Annotated in this window: 20 protein-coding genes; 9 read left to right on the top strand and 11 right to left on the bottom strand. The window is 66.3% G+C overall.

The genetic code is table 11. The annotated features are described in order from the left end of the window. Positions 1–70: 70 nt before the first annotated feature. The 5 genes from AC1RL5_RS15230 to AC1RL5_RS15210 all read right to left on the bottom strand — a co-directional run bounded on the left by AC1RL5_RS15230 (position 71) and on the right by AC1RL5_RS15210 (position 5,097). On the bottom strand, positions 71–868 hold the full coding sequence (locus AC1RL5_RS15230; protein ID WP_072452356.1) for a nucleotidyltransferase domain-containing protein: 798 nt from the start codon (positions 866–868) through the stop codon (positions 71–73). Between the two features lie 87 nt (positions 869–955). After that, the gene (locus AC1RL5_RS15225; protein ID WP_072452355.1) at positions 956–2,284 is read right to left on the bottom strand and encodes an MFS transporter; all 1,329 of its coding nucleotides are present in this window, start codon (positions 2,282–2,284) and stop codon (positions 956–958) included. 154 nt (positions 2,285–2,438) lie between these two features. Beyond that, positions 2,439–3,632 carry an L-2-hydroxyglutarate oxidase gene (gene lhgO, locus AC1RL5_RS15220; RefSeq protein ID WP_072452354.1) on the bottom strand — a complete coding sequence of 398 codons (1,194 nt, stop codon included), beginning with the start codon at positions 3,630–3,632 and terminating at the stop codon, positions 2,439–2,441. 115 nt (positions 3,633–3,747) lie between these two features. After that, positions 3,748–4,458 carry a FadR/GntR family transcriptional regulator gene (locus AC1RL5_RS15215; protein WP_072452353.1) on the bottom strand — a complete coding sequence of 237 codons (711 nt, stop codon included), beginning with the start codon at positions 4,456–4,458 and terminating at the stop codon, positions 3,748–3,750. A gap of 111 nt (positions 4,459–4,569) precedes the next feature. Beyond that, positions 4,570–5,097: a GNAT family N-acetyltransferase gene (locus tag AC1RL5_RS15210; protein ID WP_072452352.1), complete on the bottom strand. Its 528-nt coding sequence runs from the start codon at positions 5,095–5,097 to the stop codon at positions 4,570–4,572. Between the two features lie 123 nt (positions 5,098–5,220). Here AC1RL5_RS15210 and AC1RL5_RS15205 point away from each other — a divergent pair, with 123 nt between their 5' ends. Beyond that, on the top strand, positions 5,221–6,114 hold the full coding sequence (locus AC1RL5_RS15205) for a LysR family transcriptional regulator (protein WP_072452351.1): 894 nt from the start codon (positions 5,221–5,223) through the stop codon (positions 6,112–6,114). Between the two features lie 4 nt (positions 6,115–6,118). On the opposite strand, the gene AC1RL5_RS15200 is transcribed toward AC1RL5_RS15205, so the two are convergent. Together AC1RL5_RS15200 and AC1RL5_RS15195 are read right to left on the bottom strand one after the other, a co-directional pair. Beyond that, complete coding sequence (locus AC1RL5_RS15200; protein WP_123577567.1) at positions 6,119–6,733, bottom strand: LysE family translocator; 615 nt, start codon at positions 6,731–6,733, stop codon at positions 6,119–6,121. Positions 6,734–6,856: 123 nt separating this feature from the next. Next, entirely contained in the window at positions 6,857–7,726 is an 870-nt protein-coding gene (locus AC1RL5_RS15195) for a LysR family transcriptional regulator (protein ID WP_093408958.1), read from the bottom strand. Positions 7,727–7,863: 137 nt separating this feature from the next. Between AC1RL5_RS15195 and AC1RL5_RS15190 the strand changes: the two genes are divergently transcribed. From AC1RL5_RS15190 to AC1RL5_RS15170, 5 genes are all read left to right on the top strand, one after another. Beyond that, the gene (locus AC1RL5_RS15190; RefSeq protein ID WP_093408953.1) at positions 7,864–8,922 is read left to right on the top strand and encodes an agmatine deiminase family protein; all 1,059 of its coding nucleotides are present in this window, start codon (positions 7,864–7,866) and stop codon (positions 8,920–8,922) included. Beyond that, positions 8,919–9,827 carry an N-carbamoylputrescine amidase gene (gene aguB / locus AC1RL5_RS15185; RefSeq protein ID WP_093409155.1) on the top strand — a complete coding sequence of 303 codons (909 nt, stop codon included), beginning with the start codon at positions 8,919–8,921 and terminating at the stop codon, positions 9,825–9,827. The genes AC1RL5_RS15190 and aguB overlap by 4 nt, the downstream gene beginning before the upstream one ends. A gap of 43 nt (positions 9,828–9,870) precedes the next feature. Beyond that, positions 9,871–10,950 carry an extracellular solute-binding protein gene (locus AC1RL5_RS15180; protein WP_492589688.1) on the top strand — a complete coding sequence of 360 codons (1,080 nt, stop codon included), beginning with the start codon at positions 9,871–9,873 and terminating at the stop codon, positions 10,948–10,950. A gap of 127 nt (positions 10,951–11,077) precedes the next feature. Further along, positions 11,078–12,196: an agmatine deiminase family protein gene (locus tag AC1RL5_RS15175; protein WP_093408948.1), complete on the top strand. Its 1,119-nt coding sequence runs from the start codon at positions 11,078–11,080 to the stop codon at positions 12,194–12,196. A gap of 129 nt (positions 12,197–12,325) precedes the next feature. Then, positions 12,326–12,784: a GNAT family N-acetyltransferase gene (locus AC1RL5_RS15170; RefSeq protein WP_093408943.1), complete on the top strand. Its 459-nt coding sequence runs from the start codon at positions 12,326–12,328 to the stop codon at positions 12,782–12,784. A 55-nt stretch (positions 12,785–12,839) separates the two neighbouring features. Here AC1RL5_RS15170 and AC1RL5_RS15165 read toward each other — a convergent pair whose 3' ends face one another. Then, entirely contained in the window at positions 12,840–13,781 is a 942-nt protein-coding gene (locus AC1RL5_RS15165; RefSeq protein ID WP_011060737.1) for a class I SAM-dependent methyltransferase, read from the bottom strand. A 241-nt stretch (positions 13,782–14,022) separates the two neighbouring features. After that, positions 14,023–14,958: an ankyrin repeat domain-containing protein gene (locus AC1RL5_RS15160; RefSeq protein WP_145713992.1), complete on the bottom strand. Its 936-nt coding sequence runs from the start codon at positions 14,956–14,958 to the stop codon at positions 14,023–14,025. A 285-nt stretch (positions 14,959–15,243) separates the two neighbouring features. Between AC1RL5_RS15160 and acuI the strand changes: the two genes are divergently transcribed. Continuing rightward, on the top strand, positions 15,244–16,227 hold the full coding sequence (gene acuI, locus AC1RL5_RS15155) for an acrylyl-CoA reductase (NADPH) (RefSeq protein WP_093408938.1): 984 nt from the start codon (positions 15,244–15,246) through the stop codon (positions 16,225–16,227). 133 nt (positions 16,228–16,360) lie between these two features. Next, positions 16,361–17,716 carry an MATE family efflux transporter gene (locus AC1RL5_RS15150; RefSeq protein WP_011060739.1) on the top strand — a complete coding sequence of 452 codons (1,356 nt, stop codon included), beginning with the start codon at positions 16,361–16,363 and terminating at the stop codon, positions 17,714–17,716. Positions 17,717–17,725: 9 nt separating this feature from the next. Here the strand turns inward: AC1RL5_RS15150 and AC1RL5_RS15145 are convergent, their stop codons facing one another. Continuing rightward, positions 17,726–18,055 carry a DUF2834 domain-containing protein gene (locus tag AC1RL5_RS15145; protein WP_011060740.1) on the bottom strand — a complete coding sequence of 110 codons (330 nt, stop codon included), beginning with the start codon at positions 18,053–18,055 and terminating at the stop codon, positions 17,726–17,728. Between the two features lie 14 nt (positions 18,056–18,069). Then, a complete protein-coding gene (locus AC1RL5_RS15140; RefSeq protein ID WP_177191006.1) occupies positions 18,070–18,471 on the bottom strand; it encodes a DUF6713 family protein in 402 nt (133 codons plus the stop codon). Between the two features lie 144 nt (positions 18,472–18,615). Here AC1RL5_RS15140 and AC1RL5_RS15135 point away from each other — a divergent pair, with 144 nt between their 5' ends. Continuing rightward, positions 18,616–19,068 (top strand): GNAT family N-acetyltransferase, encoded by a 453-nt coding sequence (locus tag AC1RL5_RS15135; protein ID WP_093408928.1) that lies wholly within the window; start codon positions 18,616–18,618, stop codon positions 19,066–19,068. Positions 19,069–19,074 lie beyond the last annotated feature (6 nt).

Below are 19,074 nucleotides of genomic sequence, written 5' to 3'. Positions count from 1 at the left end.
GCGCCTCGTGGGGTTGAGCCGTTTAGAAGCCCTGGTGCAGCCGTTGCCGGGGGCGGTGCAATTGCAAGGGTCAATTCCTGGATGGCGGCGGGGCCAGTGCCTGGCTCATCCACTGCGCCATCTGCCGCAAGCGGTCGCTGAAACCGGCGCCGGCGGGGGCCGTTGCCTCGGCGGCCTGGCGAAACACGTCGATGGGGCCTGCCATTTCCGGGTAGTGCTGCACAAACAGCCGCACATGCTCATCCAGGCTCTGGGGCCAGCTCGGCTCCTGCTCCTGGCGCAGCAGGTTGGTGGCGCGAACGAGTTTGCGCGAGGCCTGCCGTTGCAGCCGGAGGACTTCGGCGGGCATCTGTTCGCGGTCGATGCGCTCGGCGTAGTCGTCCAGCACTGCGAGAAAGTCACCGTTCACCGCCAGGGCAATCTCCCGGCTGGGCCTGAAAGGTGCAAAGCGCGAGCGCAGGTCTTCGCCCCAGAGGCAGCGGCAATGGTGCTTGAGCCAATAGCCCCAGCTGTCGAGGTTCCGCGTTTCCAGCACCTGGTTGAGGTCGCCGATATCGAAATCGATCTTCGACACCAGCGGGTGGCGCGCTTGCAGGGCCTGGCGCAGGTTTTCCAGATGCAGGCACGCGGCCGGGGCGGCGGGATCTCGCAGGATCAGGCACAGGTCCAGGTCGGAAGCTCCAGGCCGGGCGGCGCCACGGGCGACGCTGCCGTACAGGTACAGGCTATGCAGCGGCGGGCTGGCGGGAGTGGTGAGGGCGGCGCACAGCTCGTCGAGCAGGGCTCGGTACTCGGGCTGCAGGGGTGGTTCGGCAGGAAGGGCGATCAAGCCGTCGGCATCGACGCCGAATGCGCTATCGGTTGACATGGGGTGGCCTGTGATGCGGGTTCAGCGGCCACCTTAGCAAAGTCTGCCAGGGCCGTTGGAGCGGCCCGGGCAGGGTTGGGTCCAGCCTCAGTTCTTGAAGGCCGAGTGCTTGCGGCCCTGGTCAAGGAGGGCGAACACCACCACCAGCACCGCGGCGACGGCGAGAATGATCACCACGCCGTCGGTGGAGTGGGTGGCCGAGGCCGTCACCAGGGACAGAGCGCCCAGCGGCGCCAGGCCACCGGCGATGGCGGTGCCAATCTCGCGCCCGGTGCCGAAACCCGAAGAGCGGGTCGCGGTGGGGAACTGGCGGCTGAGGAAGGAGCCCTGGGGGGCGAACATCATCGGCGCCAGAATACCGGTACCGACGCCGATGGCGATGTAGATCATCAGGCTCTCACCGGTGTTGAGCAGGGCCAGGAAGGGGTAGGCGAACAGCACCGAGAACAGCCCGCCGAGGATCAGCACGGTCTTGCTGCTCCACTTGTCGCAGAGCCAGCCGAAGAACGGCACGGCGACGATGGCGATCAGGCTGGCGATGGTCACTGACAGCGAAGTGACGTGCACATCGACGTTCTTGTACTGGGTCAGGTAGGCCAGGGAGAAGGTCTTGAAGATGTAGCTCAGGGCGTTGTAGCCCACCGCCACGAAGAACACCACGGCCAGGCCCTTGAGGTCGTTCTTGAACAGCGCCTTGAGCGGCGAGGCCTTGGCTTTCTGGCTTTCCTTGCTCAGTTCCTTGAACTCCGGGGTTTCCGGAATGCTGTTGCGCACCCACAGGCCGACGGCCACCAGGACGATGCTGCAGACGAACGGAATGCGCCAGCCGCCGGCCAGCAGGAACTCGTTGCCGTTGATGGTCAGCAGGTAGATGGTCAGCGACGACAGCAGCAGGCCCAGGTTCAGCCCCAGCGCCGGCCAGGCGCCCTGGCTGCCGCGCTTGCCCTCGCTGGCGTGTTCATAGGAGGTGACCGCCGCGCCGGACAGTTCGGCGCCGGCGCCCAGGCCCTGGATGATGCGGATTGCCACCAGCAGGATCGGCGCCCAGATGCCGATCGACGCGTAGCTGGGGATCAGGCCGATCAGCGCGGTGCACACGCCCATCAGGCAGAAGGTCAGCACCAGTACCTGCTTGCGGCCGAACTTGTCCCCCAGGTAGCCGAACAGGATGCCGCCGAAGGGGCGGGCGATAAAGCCGATGGCAAAGGTCGAGAAGGCCATCAGGGTGGCGCTTTTCGGGTTGCTGTTATCGAAGAAGATCTTCGAGAAGACGATGGCCGCCATGGTGGCGTAGAGGTAGAAGTCGTACCACTCCAGCATCGAACCGAAGATGGTGGCCGCCGCGACCTTGCGCAGGCGTTTCTTGGTTTGCTGTGGGGTTTCCGCTGCAGTAATGCTGGTTTCAACTGCGGTCATATCCGTACATCCTCATGAATCATTGTATTTATTGTCGAGTTGACGCGAGCCTTGCGCGCCGCACCCTAAAGGGCGGCCGAGGGGTATTGCGGCGACACGCGGCCCGCTTGGCAGTGCCGGGGCACTGCGCTGCAAGGCGATGGCGCGGGGTGTTTCAGGCGGCCTGGAAAATCCGGTCGGCAATCATCGAGCCAATGGGAATCGCCGAGGTGGCGGCGGGCGAGGGCGCGTTGCACACGTGCAACATGCGCGGGGTTTCGGCGAACAGGAAATCGTGCACCAGGCTGCCGTCGCGCATCACCGCCTGGGCGCGGATCCCCGCCTCATAAGGCAGCAGGTCTTCCACTTGCAGGGAAGGGCAGTACTTGCGGCACTGCTCCAGGTAGCCGGACTTGAACAGCGAGTTCTTCATCTCGGTGGTGCCGGAGCCGAGGTTCTGCCAGATGGTTTTCCAGAAGCCGGGGAAGCTGGCGTACTGCGCCACGTCGCGCCAGTTGATGGAGAACTTCCTGTAGTTCTCCCGACCCAGGCCCAGGACCGCGTTGGGGCCGACGGTAACGCTGCCGTCGATCATGCGGGTCAGGTGCACCCCGAGGAACGGCAGCTCCGGATCGGGGATCGGGTAGATCAAGTGATTGACGATGTTGTTCTTCGACGCCGGCAGGCGGAAGTACTCTCCGCGGAAGGGGATGATCTGGTGGTCGATCTTCACCCCGGCCATCACCGCCAGGCGATCCGATTGCAGGCCGGCGCAGGCCACCAGCTTCTTCGCCCGCCAGCTGCCGCCATGGCTGCTGACGGTGACACTGTCGGCGTGCTCCTGGATCGCGGTGACGGTCTGGCTCAGGCAGATCTCGCCGCCCTCGCGGCGAATCACCCGGGCCATGGTGTCGCAGACTTCGCGGTAGTCGACGATGCCGGTGGCGTCGAGGAACAGCCCGCCAAGGCCCACGATATTCGGTTCGCGCTGGCGCAGTTGCTCGGCGTCCAGGCGCTCCACCTTCAGGCCGTTCTGTTGCGAGCGCTGATACAGGGCCTCCATGCGCTGCACTTCCAGGGCGTTGGACGCCACCAGCACCTTGCCGCAGACCTCGAACTTGATCCCGTGCTCGCTGCAGAACTGCTTGGTGGCCTCGGCGCCACGCTTGCACAGGTCGGCCTTGAGGCTGCCCGGGGCGTAGTAGATGCCGGCGTGGATCACCCCGCTGTTGTGACCGGTCTGGTGCTTGGCCAGGACGTTTTCCTTTTCCAGGATGACCAGCGAAGCGCCGGGCTGACGCTTGAGGATCTCCATCGCCGTAGCCAGGCCGACGATGCCGCCGCCGATGATGCAAAAGTCGTAAATCATTGTTCTTGGGTACCTTGGATTCAATGCGTTTCGGTCTGGTTATCAGGTTGTCAGACTAACTAATCCGACAAAAAACCGCAGGCCGTGGCATGCGGCTCAAAGCGTGAAGCTGGGGTCAATCGATAGTCGGCAGTTCCAGGCCCAGGCGCTGGGCCGAAGCCCGTAAGTGGGCGTCGGCGCAACCGGCGGCGGCTTGGCGATCGCCAGCGGCAATCGCCTGGTACAGCGCCTGGTGTTCCTGGGTGGCATCGGCGGAACCGCCTGCCATGCGCAGCGCCGAGTTCTCCCAGGCGGCCTTGCGGGCGCTGGTCAGCTGGCTGCGCAGAAAATCATGGAAGGCCACGAAATAGTCGTTCTTGCTGGCCTCGGCGATGGCCCGATGGAACTCCACATCGGCCAGCCCCGCGGCTTCGAAATCACTGCGCTTGTCGTGCATTTCCTGCAACGCGCCCTGCATCCGTTGCAGGTCGGCGGCGTCGCGGCGCTGGGCGGCGATCGACGCGGCCTGGGTTTCGATCCACAAACGCATCTCGAACATCTGCGCCAGGTCCGGCAGGCGGCCATCGCCCTGGGGGAAACGGAACACGGTGCCGGCGGGGGTCTTGGAAATGTACGAACCCAGGCCACGCCGGGCGATCAGTACGCCGTCGGCCTTGAGCTGGGCGATGGCCTCGCGAATCACCGAGCGGCTGACGTTCAACTGCTCGGCCAGTTGCTGCTCGGTCGGCAGGCGCGATTCGGGGGCCAGGCGGCCGGAGTCAATCTCGGTGCGGATCGCATTGACCACGCGCACAACGAGAGAGTCGGGTCGCTGGAGTTCAAGCATGGGAGGGTAAAGCCTTGGTAGTCAGGTTGTCAGACAATAGCCGTTGGGAATTTTCGCTGTCAAGAAAAACCCACGCCAGGCAGGCGTAGGCGGGGTCCCACAAAGCCGCACTCAGGCCGTCAGGGGGCAGCTGAAAATCAGGTCGTCGAAGTCTTCGCCACCCCTGCGGAAGGCCCCTTCGTCACGTTGCTGGAAGACGAAACCGCATCGCTCCAGAACCTGGCAGGACGCAGCATTGCCGTCGGTGACCGTGGCCACCAGGCGCTTGATCCCCAGGCTGTGGCGGGCGTATTGCATCAGCGTGCGCAGGGATTCCGTGGCCAGGCCCTTGCCTTGATGACCGGGGGCCAGCAGGTAGCCGACCTCGGCTTCGGCGCCGGGCCGGTCGCTGACTCGCAGGCCGGTGAAGCCCAGCTCCTCGCCGCTGTGGCGATCGCGGATCACCAGGCACAGCCAGTGGTCGCAATCCATGTCCCAATGGGGCAGGCGCGAGGTGAAACGCTCCTCGATCTGCATCCGGGAGAGCGGATCGCAGACATAGCGCAGGTTTTCCGGGTCGCTGTGCAGGGCCAGGAACAGCTCCCAGTCACGGGCGTTCAGGGGGCGCAGGTTCAGGCGAGGGGTGTGCAATTCCAGCATGGGGGATCCCGATCCGTGGGCAGGAAAGATTTTGGGCACTTTACAGGAGAAAAGTCTGACCGCTGCGCTGCTTATTTCGCCTAAGATCCCGGGCCTGGGTTTTCAGGGATAGGGCAGGTAAGCGTGAACTGGGACGATCTGCGGTTTTTCATTGCCGTCGCCAATGCCAGCAACATCACCGACGCCGGGCAGGCGCTGAAGGTGTCGGCCTCGACGGTCTCGCGCAAGATCCTGGTGCTGGAGCAGGCCTTGAGCAGCGTGCTGTTCCTCAAGACCACCCAGGGCTATTTCCTCACCGAAGCCGGCCAGGCCCTACTGCCCATGGCCCTGGAGATCGAGGAGCGCTTGCGCCTGATGGAACGCCAGTTGTCCCGGCCAGGCGCGCGCATGGCCGGGGTGGTGCGCATCGAATGCCCGGAGTTGATGGGCAGCCACCTGATCATTCCCGCACTGGCGCAGTTTCGCTTGCAGCATCCGCAGATCAGCTTCGATTTCGTCAATGCGGCGCGCTCGGTCAAGCTCACCCAGAGCCACAGCGACCTGCTGCTGCGCCTGCAACGACCGGAAGCCGGCAACTTCACCCTGCGCCGGGTCGGCGAGTTGACCCAGGCGCTGTTCTGTTCCCCAGGTTATGCCGCGGCCCATGGCTGCCCCGAGAAGCCTTCGGAGCTGCGCCAGCATTCGCTGATCGGCTGGAACCAGACCCTGGCCCACATGCCCCTGGCCCGCTGGCTGGACCAGCTCAGCGGCGATCAGCCGTTGTGGATGCGCACCGGCAACCTGGAGGCGCAGCTCAAGGCGGTGCAGGCGGGCCTGGGGATTGCCGCCTTGCCGGCCTATATCGCAGAACCCCTGGGCCTGCACCGGGTGTTGCCCCAGGCTCCGGCCCACCGCGCGGATATCTGGCTGCTGCGCAACCTGGCGACCCAGGGCCAGGAGCGGGTCGAGCGGGTGGCGGAATTTCTCTGCGATCTGCTGGCGCGCCAGGGCTTGCAAGGTGAGGGCCAGGCCGGCTGACGCGCTAGGCGCCACGCAGCAATAGCCACCCGGCCACCGCCATCAGCAGCAAGCCGAACAGCGCATTCTGTGCCAGCAGCAGGCGCGGGCGGTCGCGCATCAGCCGCTGCAGGCTTGAGCCCAGGCTGGCCCACAGCAGGTGGCCGAGCAGGTTCACCGCGACCAGCGCGGCGCTGAGTGCCAGCACCACGGCAGTGCCCGCATCGGCGCCCGAGCTGAAGGTGGAGAACATGACCAGCAGCATCACCAGACCTTGCACATTGCCCAGTTGCAGCATCACACCATCACGAAACTGCAGGGCTTCACTCTGCTCGCCAGGCTTGCGCAATGGCCGCAGCAGCAGGCGCAGGCCCAGCCAGAAAATGTACAGGCTGCCCGCTACCCGCAGCCCCCCGAGCAACCCTGGGTACGCCGCCAGGCTGTGATACAGCCCCAACCCCACCAGTAGCGCCAGGAGCAGGTAGGTCAGGTCCAGCCCGCAGATGAAGCGCAGGGAACGCCGCACGCCGCTGCGGGCGCCGGAGCTGGCCACCATCAGGTTGCCGGGGCCGGCGCTCAGGGCCATGGGCAGCATGGTGGACAGCCACAGCGGCCAGTTGATGTCGTGGATCGGGGGCACGGGCGGCTCCTGGAAGGCAGTGCGGATTGCACCGGCGCCAGCTTAAGGCGCCGCCATGCGTGGGGTTAGGGGCAGAAATGGAAAGCGGTTTTGCATCGCTCCACTCCTTGTCGGGCGGGCGCCTCAAGCTTCGGCCGAACCCTGCAGCGCAGCCTGTAGCCACTGCGAGAAACTGCGGGTCAGCGGGCTGCTTTCACTGTCGCGGTGAATCAGCCAGGCCCAGGTCGGGCCGCGCACGCTCTGTTCGCACAAAGGGCTCAGCAAGCCCTGGCTCCGGGCCTGCTGGCTCAGCAGCTGGCTGACCAGGGCAATGCCGTGGCCGGCGCAGGCGGCGTCCAGCAGCAGGCTCGGGTCGGAAAAGTTCAGGCCGTTGCTGCGTTGACCAATGTCGCTGCCGCCTTCCACCAGCCAGTGGCTCCAGTCCATTTCCCGCTCGCCATGCAAGGTGGTGCGCAGTGCTTCGGGTTGCGCCAGCACGCTGGGGTGGCAGGCGGGGTAGAGGCGGTCGCTGTACAGCTCCAGGTAGCTGCATTCGGCCTGGGCGCTGAGGTCGTCGCGCAAGGTCAGGTCGATGGTCTGGGTGCTCATGTCCGGTGGCTCGAAGCTGGTGAACAGCCATAGGTCCACCTCCGGGTGCAGGCGATGGAATTCCCCCAGCCGCGGCAGCAGCCAGTGGCGGGCAAAGGCCGGGCTGGTATTGACCACCAGCTGGTTGGGCTTGCGGTACTGCTCCAGGCGGCGGATGCCCACCGCCAGTTGCTGCAATAGCGACTGGGTGGTGCTGCGCAGGTCGTGCCCGGCGTCGGTGAGGGTCACACTGCGGCCGCTGCGATGGAACAGCGGCTGTTCGAGGAAGGTTTCCAGGCTGCGGATCTGCTGGCTGATGGCCGATTGGGTGAGGTGCAGTTCCTGCGCCGCCTGGTGAAAACTGCCCAGGCGCGCGGCGGCTTCGAAGCCTCGCAGGGCATTCAGGGGTGGCCAGTGTTTGAGCATGATTGATAAGCCTGGCTAATCAGATGTGCGCTAAATCTATCGTTTGTTGGCGGTTTTTCAAAGCCATAGCATGGGCGCTGTGTTTCAACCTTGTTGGTTGATTGATAACAAAACCTTACTTGAGAGGTGCAGGGCCCATGCAAGGCAATGACAGGCAGGACAGTGGCTGGCGGATGCCCGCCGAGTGGGCGCCCCACGCGGCGACCTGGATGGTCTGGCCCCACAACCGGGGGTTGTGGGAATCGGTATGGGGCGTGACCCTGGCCGAGGTGCAGGCAGACTTCGCCCGGGTGGCCAATACCATCGCCGGTTTCGAACCGGTGAAACTGGTGATCGATCCCGCTGCCCTGGACAGTGCCCGACGCCTGTGTGGCGCCAATGTCGAGCTGGTCCCCCAGGCGGTGGACGACAGCTGGTGCCGGGATTCCGGCCCGAGTTTCATCTGCCATCCGCAGCAGGGGCTGGCCGGGGTCAGCTGGCGCTTCAACGCCTGGGGCGACAAGTCCGAGCACAGCCTGGACCGCAGCCTGGCCCGGCGCCTACTGGACCAGTTGGGGCTGCCTTGCTTCGGCACGCCCCTGGCCAACGAAGGCGGGGCCATCCATGTGGACGGCGAGGGCACCCTGATCACCACCGAATCGGTGCTGCTCAACCCCAACCGCAATCCGGGCCTGGGCAAGGCCGAGATCGAGGCGATCTTCCAGCGCCTGCTGGGTGTGCAGAAGATCATCTGGCTGCCGGGGGACCCGGACCATGTGACCGGGGACATGACCGACGGCCATGTCGACGGGGTCTGTGCCTTTGCCCGCCCCGGGGTGCTGCTGGTGGATGCCACCCATGACCGGGGCTCGGTGTACGCCGAAGTGGTGCGCGAGAACCGTCGTGCCCTGGAGCTGGCGCGGGATGCCCGCGGGCGCGCCTTCGAGCTGATCGAGCTGTTCGAGGCCAGTGCCGCGGTGGACCACCGGGCCGAGGTGTTCTGCGCCTCCTACACCAACTTCTACCTGGCCAATGGCGCGGTGATCATGCCGGCCTACGGCATCGCCGCCGACCAGCAAGCGGCCCAGGTGCTGGCTCGGGCCTTCCCCGACCGGCAGGTGGTGCCGGTGCGGATCAACCATCTGGCCCACGGCGGCGGTGGCGTGCATTGCATCACCCAGCAGCAACCTCAATGGCCAACGAGGGCCCAGGCATGAACCCATTGACCGTCGCAACCACCCAGATGCCCTGCACCTGGGACCTGCCGGGCAACCTCGAGCGCGCCGAACAGCTGGTGCGCGAAGCGGCAGCCCGGGGCGCCCAGGTGATCCTCCTGCAAGAGCTGTTCGCCACCCCGTACTTCTGCATCGAACAGCAGCACCGGCACCTGGCCCTGGCCGAGGAGTACCCCGCGAGCCGGGTGCTCCAGCGTTTCGCCGCCCTGGCCCGGGAGCTGGGTGTGGTGCTGCCCCTGAGCTGGTTCGAAAGGGCCGGTACGGCCTATTTCAATTCCCTGAGCGTCGCCGATGCCGACGGCCGCTTGCTGGGGGTGTACCGCAAGACCCACATTCCCAACGCCGTGGGTTATCAGGAGAAGGAGTACTTCAGCCCCGGCGATACCGGTTTCAAGGTCTGGGACAGCGCTTTCGGCCGCCTGGGCATCGGCATCTGCTGGGACCAGTGGTTCCCCGAGACCGCCCGCTGCCTGGCGCTGCAAGGCGCCGAGGTCTTGCTGTTTCCCACCGCCATCGGCAGCGAACCGGGCAGCGCCGGGCTGGATTCCCGGGATCACTGGCAGATGACCATGCGCGGGCACGCGGCGGCCAACCTGCTGCCGGTAGTGGCGGCCAACCGGGTCGGCCGTGAAGTGGCTACCGGTGACCCGGCGTTGCACATGGATTTCTACGGCTCATCGTTCATCTGCGACCACAAGGGCCGGCTGCTGGCCGAGGCCGATCGTGACAGCACAGGGGTCTTGCTGCAGCGCCTGGACCTGGCCGCCATGGCCGAGGAGCGTCGCACCTGGGGCATCTTCCGCGACCGTCGCCCGGAGATGTACGGGCCGCTGCTGAGCCTGGACGGCCAACACCTTCACCCACGCTGGACCCCCCGGGAGGCATGACATGCAGACCACAGGCAAACGCTGGAAACGCCGCTGCGCGGGCATGCTGGCCCTGACCCTGGTAGCGCTCCAGGCCCAGGCCGAACCCGAGGACAAGACCCTGCGCCTGTACAACTGGGCCGACTACTTCGCCGCCGATACCCTGGCGCGCTTCACCGCCGAAACCGGGATCAGGGTGATCTACGACGTGATGGAGGGCAGCGAAGTACTGGAAGCCAAGCTGATGACCGGCGGCAGCGGCTACGACCTGATCTTTCCCGGTGACACCGTGGCCGAGCGCCTGATGCGCGCCGGCAGCCTGCAGACCCTGGATCCGGCCCGGCTGATCGGCCAGGACGACATCGAGCCCGGCCTGCAGAAGCTGCGCGCCCAGTACCCCGGGGCCCGCCAGGCCACGGTGCCCTACACCTGGGGCACCATCGGCCTGACCTATAACGCCCGGCAGATTGCCGAGCGCCTGCCCGACGCCCCGGTCAACAGCCTGGACCTGTTGTTCAAGCCGGAGCTGGCGGCGCGCTTCGCCGATTGCGGAATTTCCCTGATCGACTCGCCGGACGAGGTGCTGGCGGTGGCGCTCCACTACCTGGGGCGCGACCCGCGCAGTGCCCGGCCCGAGGATCTGCGGGCCGCCGGCGAGCTGCTGGGCAAGCTGCGGCCCTATATCCGCAAGTTCCAGTCGCAGCCGGTGACCGACCTGGTCAATGGCAACCTGTGCCTGTCCCTGGGCTACAGCGGCGACATGACCCAGGCCCAGCGCGCCGCCGACGCCGCAGGCAAAACGGTCGAGTTCCAGTACCGCATTCCCCGGGAAGGCACCACGGTGTGGATGGACACCATGGCGATCCCCAAGGATGCGCGGCACCCGGAATATGCCTATGCCTTCATCAACTTCGTGACCCGACCAGAGAACATGGCGGCCATCAGCAACTTCACTGGCTACCCCACGGCCAATGCCCGGGCGCGGCCAAGTGTCGACCCGCAGATGGGCAACAACCCGGATATCTACCCGGATGCCGCCACCTTCGAACGCTTGATTCCCGGCCGCGACATTCCCCAGGCCGATATGCGGGCTCGAATGCGCACCTGGACCCAGTTCAAGACGGCCACCGCTGCCCGCCACTGACCGGGCGCCATGCGGTTCGCCGGCAAACCGGCTCCTACACTCCCGGGTAGGAGCCGGCGTGTCGGCGAGGGCCCGCGCCGCACCCCCGAACCTTTTCATGCAATACCTTCGACAAGAGAACCGTCCAATGCCCACCCGACGTCAACTGATCAAACAGGCCTCCTTGCTGGCCGCTGTCGCCGCCATGCCGGCCTTCGGCCTGGGGCCGCGCAGTGCCCGGGCCGGGGAGCAGGGCCACTGGTACCTGCCCGATGAAGGCGACCGGCAGCTGCGGGCCTTCATGGCCTTTGGTGCCCAGGAGGCCATCTGGGAAGACTTTACCGGCGACGTGCAACAGGCCCAGGGGCGGATCGCCCGGGCAATTGCCGCCTATCAACCCCTGACCCTGTTCTGCCGGGCAGAGGAGCGCGGCCTGGCCGAGCAGTTGTGCGGCTCGCACAACATCACTTTTGTCAGCACCGAACTGGACGACATCTGGATGCGCGACATCGGTGCCAACTTTGTCGTCGATGGGGAAGGCGGATTGGGCGCGGTGGACTTCAACTTCAATGGCTGGGGCAACAAACAGCGCCACGCCAGGGACGCCCGGCTGGCGCGGCAGATGGCCGACGCTGCAGGCGCCCGTTATCTGCGCAGCGAACTGGTGGGCGAGGGCGGCGGCATCGAGGTGGACGGCCACGGCACCGGGATCATGACCCAAAGCAGCTGGATCAACGGCAACCGCAACCCGGGCTGGAGCCAGGCCGAGGTCGAAGAGGAACTCAAGGCTTGCCTCGGCCTGCGCAAGATCATCTGGCTACCGGGGATCAAGGGCCGGGACATCACCGATGCCCATGTCGACTTCTATGCGCGTTTCGTCAGGCCGGGGGTGGTGGTGGCCAACCTCGACAACGATCCCGACTCCTATGATCACTCGGTAACCCTCGAGCACCTGGAGATCCTGCGAGCCGCCAGTGACGCCGATGGTCGCAAGCTGCAGGTGCATACCCTGTCGCCGCCGATGAATCCCCGGCAGAACCGCTTCAGTCGGGGCAACCCGGAGTTCGCCGCCGGCTACATCAACTATTTCGTGATCAATGGGGCGGTGATCTCACCGCAGTTCGGTGACCGGCAGGCCGACGCCAAGGCCCATAGCCTGCTCGCCAGCCTGTATCCCGGGCGGCAGGTGATCCAGCTGGATATCGACGCTATCGCCGCAGGGGGCGGCGGCATTCACTGCGTGACCCATCAGCAGCCCGGGCTGTGAGGGTTTGGGCAAAGTGGTCTGTTACAGATGGCAGAATTGGCCTGATAAAATCCGCCACTCACGCACTAACCTGCGCACTCTTCAATAACCGGGGCTGATCCCGGTGTGGATGATCAAGAGGAGCGCGCAATGAGCGATCAACAACCCGCGGTGACGGTACGGGCGATTCAGCCTGGGGATTACGAACAATGGCTGCCGCTGTGGCTGGCCTATCAGGATTTCTATCAGGTGACGCTGAGCGAAGAGGTCAGCCGCCGCACGTTCGAGCGTTTCCTCGATTCGCGGGAACCGATGTATTCGGCGGTGGCGGTGCAGGACGATGAAGTCATCGGCTTCGTCAACCTGGTGTTGCACCGTTCGACCTGGGCCGTCGGCGACTTCTGCTATCTGGAAGACCTGTACGTGGCCCCGTCGATTCGCGGCAGCGGGGCGGGGAAACTGTTGATCGAGTGGGTGCAGGCCTTTGCCCGGCAACACCAGTGCGCTCGTTTGTACTGGCATACCCAGGAGAGCAACGAGCGGGCGCAACGGTTGTATGACTGGGTGGCGCACAAGCCGGGGGTGATCGAGTATCGGATGGAGTTGTAAGGGCCTGGCTGGATGCCCGTTGCTGCAGCAACGGCTATCCAGCCAGGATCAAGGCCTATGCCCCATGCCGAAATACCAGTGCCTTGAGCCCGCACTGCGGATCCGCATCCGGAAACTCCGGCGGGTTCTCCAGCCGCTGTTCAAAGCGCAACCCCGGCGCCGCTTCGGCCATCCCCTCCAGAAGAAAATCCACGCTAAACGCCGGATCATTCATGCATGCAAGGACGCAACCATCGGCCGTGAGCAACTCCGGCAGGCGCCGCAGCACCCGCGCATAGTCCTTGCCGAGGACAAAGCTGCCTTTCTGGAACGACGGCGGGTCGATGATCACCAGGTCATAGGGCCCGCCCTGCTTGACCTTGCTCCAGGACTTGAACAGGTCATGGCCGAGGAAGCTCACCCGGCTGGTGTCGTGGCCGTTGAGCCGGTGGTTGTCGCGGCCGCGGCTCAAGGCCGCCCGGGACATGTCGAGGTTGACCACCCGCTCGGCGCCGCCGGCAATCGCCGCCACCGAGAAGCCGCAGGTATAGGCAAACAGGTTCAGGACATTCTTGCCCCGGGCATTGGCCCGCACCCAGTTGCGCCCGTAGCGCATGTCGAGGAACAGCCCGTTGTTCTGCTTGCTGCCCAGGTCCACCTGGTAGCGCAGGCCTTCCTCGGTGATGGTGCAACTGTCGATGGCCTCGCCCAGCAGCCACTCGCCACGGCTGTCGGGCAGGTAGCGGTGTTGCAGCATCAGGCTGCGGGCGCCGCTGGCCACCCATTGCGGGGTCGAGCCCAGGTCCGCCAGCAACTGCTGCAGGGCTTCGAGTTGCCCGGCTTCGGGTTCCTTGAACAAGGACACCAGCACTACCCCCTGCAGCCAGTCCACGGTCAGCTGTTCCAGCCCCGGCCAGCAGCGGCCGCGGCCATGGAACAGGCGCCGGGTTTCGCCGGGCGCGGCGGCCAGGGCGGTCAACAGATGCTGGTTGAGGGTGGCGAGGGCGAGAGGGGTCATCAGCGGGGCCGGTCATTTTTTCGGGGCGGCATTTAACCACGGGCAGCAGCCCGCCCGCCAACCAGCAATTGCTGCTGGCTGGCGGCCGCCTGCTGTCGGGCCAGGGGCTTATCGGCACGTGTTTCAACGCGAATCTCGACAGCGGTGGTGATGGCGGGCGACTGCACGCCAAGGGCGACGGGTTTGAACCGTGCCGCACGTCGAGCAGGCTGCGCCCGTTCGCTCTTGCCCCTTGCCCCCGCTAGAGAATGGCGTTTGCCCATTTCTGGGTGCCGGCCAGGCGGCGCTTGACGCTGTCGATGCGCCATTGGCCGGCAACCCGCTTGACCACGAAGCGATGCTCGTAGCACAGCGCCCGGGACGCCGGGTCGCGCACCAGCACTTCGGCCTGGGCGGGCTTGAGCAACTGGCAGCCCAGTAGCTCGTCGGCCTCGGCGTGGGTCGTGGGGTAACCATAGGAGGCTCGCGGATAGGCCCGCGGTCGCAGGGTACAAAAACGTTCGAGCAACTGTTGCGGTTCGGCCCAGAAGGCGGCGTCGAGCGCCTCGTGGCCCAGGGCATTGCCGCGCTGTTCCCAGGCGTACAAAGCCAGGGTATAGGCCCGCACCTGGGTGACCGGATCTGCGCTGCTGTCAGTGCCAGGCACCAGCGGCGGCCAGGGCAGGGAAGGGGCCGGTGCAGGCGCTGGCGGTGCCCCGGTACCGGCCTGCTCCAGCTGTTGCATGACCTGGGCATGGCCATTTTCTTCGGCCAGGGACCAGGCGTTGCGTTGCTGGAAATCCACGGGCGAGGGGTTGGCGCCGGCCTCGAGCAGCAAGGCAACCATTGCCTCGTGGCCAGCCTGGGCGGCGTTCATCAGGGCGGTGCGTTGCAGTTCGGGGCTGGCCTGTTCGAGCGCTGCGCCATGGGCGATCAGCAACTCGGCCAGGGCGGTGTCGCCGTGGCTGGCGGCCCAGGCCAGGGGGCTGTAGCCCAGGGCCTTGCACGGCTGCAGGACATTCGCGCCGCGCGCCAGCAGCAGCGCCACGGCCGGCCGGTGCCCGGCGATAGTGGCGGCCAGCAAGGCCGTGCGGCCGGTGCCCTTGTGCTGCCATTCAAGGTCCGCACCCGCATCCAGCAGGCGCTCGAGAGCAGCAAGGTCGCCGCGCGCAGCGGCTTTTTCCAGGAGATGGGACAAGGTCGGAAATCCGTTCGGTCAGGGGGCAGTTGCCGCCGCATGGTAGCGCTCTGGGGCCAGGTTCTGCCACGCCCGGGCTACTCCACGCCCCGGTTCCGGCAGGCCGGGCGCGCCGGGCTCTACTGCGATACGCGACGCCGGCGTGGGCAGGGGCTGTTTCGAGCGTCGCGGGTGGGGAGGGGGGAGGCTCATGGACGCCTTGCGGGGGCTTGCGTAGGATGGCGCGTTCGCGCTCTACGTCGTTGCAGCCAGCGCTGCAGCCTCCCTTGCCAACAGGAGTCCATGATGTTCAAGGCCATTGTGATCGACAAAGACACTGCAGGTTATCGCGCCCATCTGCGCGAGCTGGAGGAGGCGCAACTGCCTGAGGGCGATGTCACGGTCCGGGTGGCCTACAGCACTCTGAACTACAAGGACGGCCTGGCAATCACCGGCAAGAGCCCGGTGGTGCGGCAGTTTCCCATGGTCCCCGGTATCGACTTGGCAGGCACCGTCGAAGCCAGCAGCCATCCGCGCTTTCGCCCGGGTGAGCAGGTGCTGCTCAATGGCTGGGGCGTGGGCGAGAGCCACTGGGGCGGGCTGGCGCAGAAGGCCCGGTTGCAGGGCGACTGGCTGATCCACCTGCCTGAAGCCTTCAGCGCGCGCCAGGCCATGGCCATCGGCACCGCCGGCTACACCGCCATGCTCTGCCTGATCGCCCTGGAGCGCAGCGGCCTGACCCCCGAACACGGCGAGGTGCTGGTCACCGGTGCCAGCGGCGGGGTCGGCAGTTTTGCCATCAGCCTGCTGTCGCGCCTGGGCTACTCGGTGATCGCCGCCACCGGGCGTTCGGAGGAGGCCGACTACCTCAAGGCGCTGGGCGCCAGCCGCATCATCGAGCGCGCCGAGCTGTCCCAGCCGGGGCGTCCGCTGGCCAAGGAACGCTGGGCGGCGGCCATCGACTCGGTGGGCAGCCATACGCTGGCCAACGTCTGTGCCGGCACCGCCGCCGATGGCCTGGTGGCCGCCTGCGGGTTGGCCCAGGGCATGGATTTCCCGGCCTCGGTGGCGCCCTTTATCCTGCGTGGGGTGAGCCTCTTGGGGATCAACAGCGTGACCCGTCCCTATCACGAGCGGGTGCATGCCTGGGAACGCCTGGCCGCCGAGGTGGACCAGCAGCACCTGCAGCGGATCACCCGCGAAGTGGGCCTGGAAGAGGCCCTGACCGTCGCCCACGAGTTGCTTGAAGGCAAGGTTCGCGGGCGGGTGGTGGTCGACGTCAACCACTGATATAAACCCCGGGCCGCGCTGTCGGAACGCCGTGCACGGCCTGGGTTGCTACATGTTTCAGGTCCGACGCGAGCCCCGTGCCACGGGGCTTCTTCGCGGCCCTTCGTCCTCTTGATCCGAGGTTGCCTGTTTCATGTCCATTTCCCCTCAGCGCCCCCTCTGGCAGGTGTACCTGGTCTTCCTCCTGCCCATGGTGCTGTCGAATTTCCTGCAGTCGTTTTCCGGCACCCTCAACGGTATCTACATTGGCCAGTTGCTGGGCACCCAGGCGTTGGCGGCGGTGTCGGGGATGTTCCCCATCGTGTTCTTTTTCATTGCCCTGGTGATCGGCCTGGGGGCCGGCGCCTCGGTGCTGATCGGCCAGGCCTGGGGTGCTCGGGAGCTGGATGCGGTGAAGTCGGTGGCCGGCAGTACCCTGATGCTGGGGGCCTTGATCGGCCTGCTGGGGGCGGTGCTGGGCATGCTCTTCGCCCGCCCGGCCCTGCAGGGCCTGGGCACACCGGCCGATGTACTGGACGACGCAGTGGGCTATGCCCGGGTGATGATGCTGATCATGCCGCTGCTGCTGGTGTTCGTGCTCTACACCCAGTTGCTGCGGGGTGTCAGCGATACCCTGTCGCCCCTGCTGGCCTTGATGGTCTCGACCCTGGCGGGGCTGCTGCTGACCCCGGCGTTGATCCGTGGCTGGCTGGGCCTGCCGCCCATGGGTATCCAGAGCGCGGCCTTCGCCGGGCTGGCGGGAAATATCCTGGCCATGGGGTTTCTGGTCTGGCGCCTGAGTGGCCGCGACCACCCCCTGGCCCCGGACCGGGCGCTGTTCGCGGCGCTGCGGCTGAACCGGGCGATACTCGGCAAGGTGCTGCGCATCGGCCTGCCCACCGGCGTGCAGATGGTGGTCATCTCGCTTTCCGAACTGGTGATCCTGGCCCTGGTCAACCGCCACGGTTCCCAGGCCACGGCGGCCTATGGCGCGGTGACCCAGATCGTCAACTACGTGCAGTTCCCGGCGCTGTCGATCGCTATCACCGCCTCGATCCTCGGCGCCCAGGCCATCGGCGCCGGGCGCCTGGAGCGCATCACCCCGATCCTGCGTACCGGGCTTGCGATCAACCTGTGCCTCACCGGCGCCCTGGTGCTGCTCGGCTACCTGATTTCCCACTGGCTGCTGGGCCTGTTCATCATCGACCCGGCAGCCCTGGTGCAGGCCCAGCACCTGCTGCACATCATGCTCTGGAGCATCCTGGTGTTCGGTTTCCAGGCGGTGGTCGGCGGCATCATGCGCGCCAGCGGCACGGTGCTGGTGCCGGTGGCGATCTCGATCTTCTGCATCCTTGGGGTGCAGGTGCCGGCGGCCTATGTGCTGGACGCGCATTTCGGCCTGCAAGGGGTGTGGATGGCGTTCCCGGTGGCCTACCTGACCATGCTGGTGCTGCAGGTCTGCTACTTCAAGCTGGTGTGGCGCCACAAGGAGATCCAGCGCCTGATCTGAAGCCCGCGCTCAAGCGCCGCCGGCCAGTGGCTGCCGGGGCGGGCGCAGGTCGCGAACCACCAGGTACAGCAAGGGCCCGATGGAGACGAAGACCGCCGTCAGCAGCAGATAGGGCAGCACCGAACGCCAGGAGCGCCCACGGGCGCGGGCGTCTCCCAGCATCCACGCAGCCGCCAGCAGCGCCATCAGGTACAGGTCGATCACCACTTGTGCGGTGTCCGGGCGCGACAGCAGTTGCAGGCCGAATTGCAGCAGCGACTGTTCGGCCTGGAACAGGCAGTACAGGGTGTAGGCACTGAAGCCCAGTAGAGCCAGCAGGGCGGGGTAAGGGTGGCGCATGGCGCAGTCCTCGATCAGGGATGGGCTGGGTGTACGGCGCGGCGGTTGCGGGTGGCCAGGCCCAGCAGCAGATACAGCAGGCCGGCTGCGCCACAGCCAAAGATCAGGCTTTGCGACAGCAGGGAGTCGAACAGGTACAGCGGGTCGTCGCGCAGGCGTTGATGCAACCCGGCATGCACCAGGGCGAGCGCCGCCAGCCACTGGCGGGCAAGCTCGCGCACGCGACGGCGCCGATGGCCGCACAGCTGGACCAGCCCGGCACACAGGGGGACGTGCAGGGCAATGAACAGGTGCTGCCCGAGCAGGGGGTCGAGGTCGCGCAGGCCATACAGCAGGCGCCATTCACGCTGCGCCACGGCATCCAGCTCATGGCCGGCGAACAGCCCGATGCAGAGTCGCCAAAGTGTGTTTTTCACGGTGAAAATCCTTGAACAAGCGGGAGCGAACAGGCTAAGTGGCAAGCCTGTTGTCACTCAATGACCCCCCAGGTCATAGACAGCGGGGCGCTTCAGGCTGTCAGCTGGGGCGGCGCGACTTTCACTTTCAAGGATTGAACAGCGATGACTTCCAACCAGCAGGCTCCCGGCGCAGGCCGGGTGATCCGCGTGGCCGGGCCCGATGATGTGCCGGCCATGCTCGAGTGCGACACCTATGCCCAGGCCCACGCCTGCCGGGGCGATGCCGTGCGCGTGGCGGTGGGCCGTGGCCAGGGTTGGGTGGAGGTGGCGGCCGGCCGGGTCGTCGGCTACCTGCTGCTGAACCATGACTTCTTCGACCATGGCTTCGTGTCCCTGGTGGTGGTGGCTCCGGGGCAGCAACGCCAGGGCGTGGCTCGGCGCTTGCTCGGCGCCGCCGAGCAGGCTTGTCGCACGCCCCGGCTGTTCATCTCCACCAACCAGTCGAACCTGGCGGCCCGGGGCCTGATTGCCAAGGCCGGTTTCCAGCCCAGTGGGGTGATCGAGAACCTCGACGAGCAGGACCCCGAGCTGATCTTCTGCAAGCGTGTGGGCTGAGCCGGG

Source organism: Pseudomonas sp. GW822-FHT06D10, from assembly GCF_058799535.1.
Note: the sequence above shows the minus strand (reverse complement) of the source record. Positions and strands in the feature narration are given on the sequence as shown.

Bases quoted from the DNA above. Each gene is read 5' to 3' on its own strand.
- AC1RL5_RS15230 (WP_072452356.1), bottom strand. From the start codon at position 868: ATGTCAACCGATAGCGCATTCGGCGTCGATGCCGACGGCTTGATCGCC.
- AC1RL5_RS15225 (WP_072452355.1), bottom strand. From the start codon at position 2,284: ATGACCGCAGTTGAAACCAGCATTACTGCAGCGGAAACCCCACAGCAA.
- lhgO (WP_072452354.1), bottom strand. From the start codon at position 3,632: ATGATTTACGACTTTTGCATCATCGGCGGCGGCATCGTCGGCCTGGCT.
- AC1RL5_RS15215 (WP_072452353.1), bottom strand. From the start codon at position 4,458: ATGCTTGAACTCCAGCGACCCGACTCTCTCGTTGTGCGCGTGGTCAAT.
- AC1RL5_RS15210 (WP_072452352.1), bottom strand. From the start codon at position 5,097: ATGCTGGAATTGCACACCCCTCGCCTGAACCTGCGCCCCCTGAACGCC.
- AC1RL5_RS15195 (WP_093408958.1), bottom strand. From the start codon at position 7,726: ATGCTCAAACACTGGCCACCCCTGAATGCCCTGCGAGGCTTCGAAGCC.
- AC1RL5_RS15190 (WP_093408953.1), top strand. From the start codon at position 7,864: ATGCAAGGCAATGACAGGCAGGACAGTGGCTGGCGGATGCCCGCCGAG.
- aguB (WP_093409155.1), top strand. From the start codon at position 8,919: ATGAACCCATTGACCGTCGCAACCACCCAGATGCCCTGCACCTGGGAC.
- AC1RL5_RS15180 (WP_492589688.1), top strand. From the start codon at position 9,871: ATGCTGGCCCTGACCCTGGTAGCGCTCCAGGCCCAGGCCGAACCCGAG.
- AC1RL5_RS15175 (WP_093408948.1), top strand. From the start codon at position 11,078: ATGCCCACCCGACGTCAACTGATCAAACAGGCCTCCTTGCTGGCCGCT.
- AC1RL5_RS15170 (WP_093408943.1), top strand. From the start codon at position 12,326: ATGAGCGATCAACAACCCGCGGTGACGGTACGGGCGATTCAGCCTGGG.
- AC1RL5_RS15165 (WP_011060737.1), bottom strand. From the start codon at position 13,781: ATGACCCCTCTCGCCCTCGCCACCCTCAACCAGCATCTGTTGACCGCC.
- acuI (WP_093408938.1), top strand. From the start codon at position 15,244: ATGTTCAAGGCCATTGTGATCGACAAAGACACTGCAGGTTATCGCGCC.
- AC1RL5_RS15150 (WP_011060739.1), top strand. From the start codon at position 16,361: ATGTCCATTTCCCCTCAGCGCCCCCTCTGGCAGGTGTACCTGGTCTTC.
- AC1RL5_RS15145 (WP_011060740.1), bottom strand. From the start codon at position 18,055: ATGCGCCACCCTTACCCCGCCCTGCTGGCTCTACTGGGCTTCAGTGCC.
- AC1RL5_RS15135 (WP_093408928.1), top strand. From the start codon at position 18,616: ATGACTTCCAACCAGCAGGCTCCCGGCGCAGGCCGGGTGATCCGCGTG.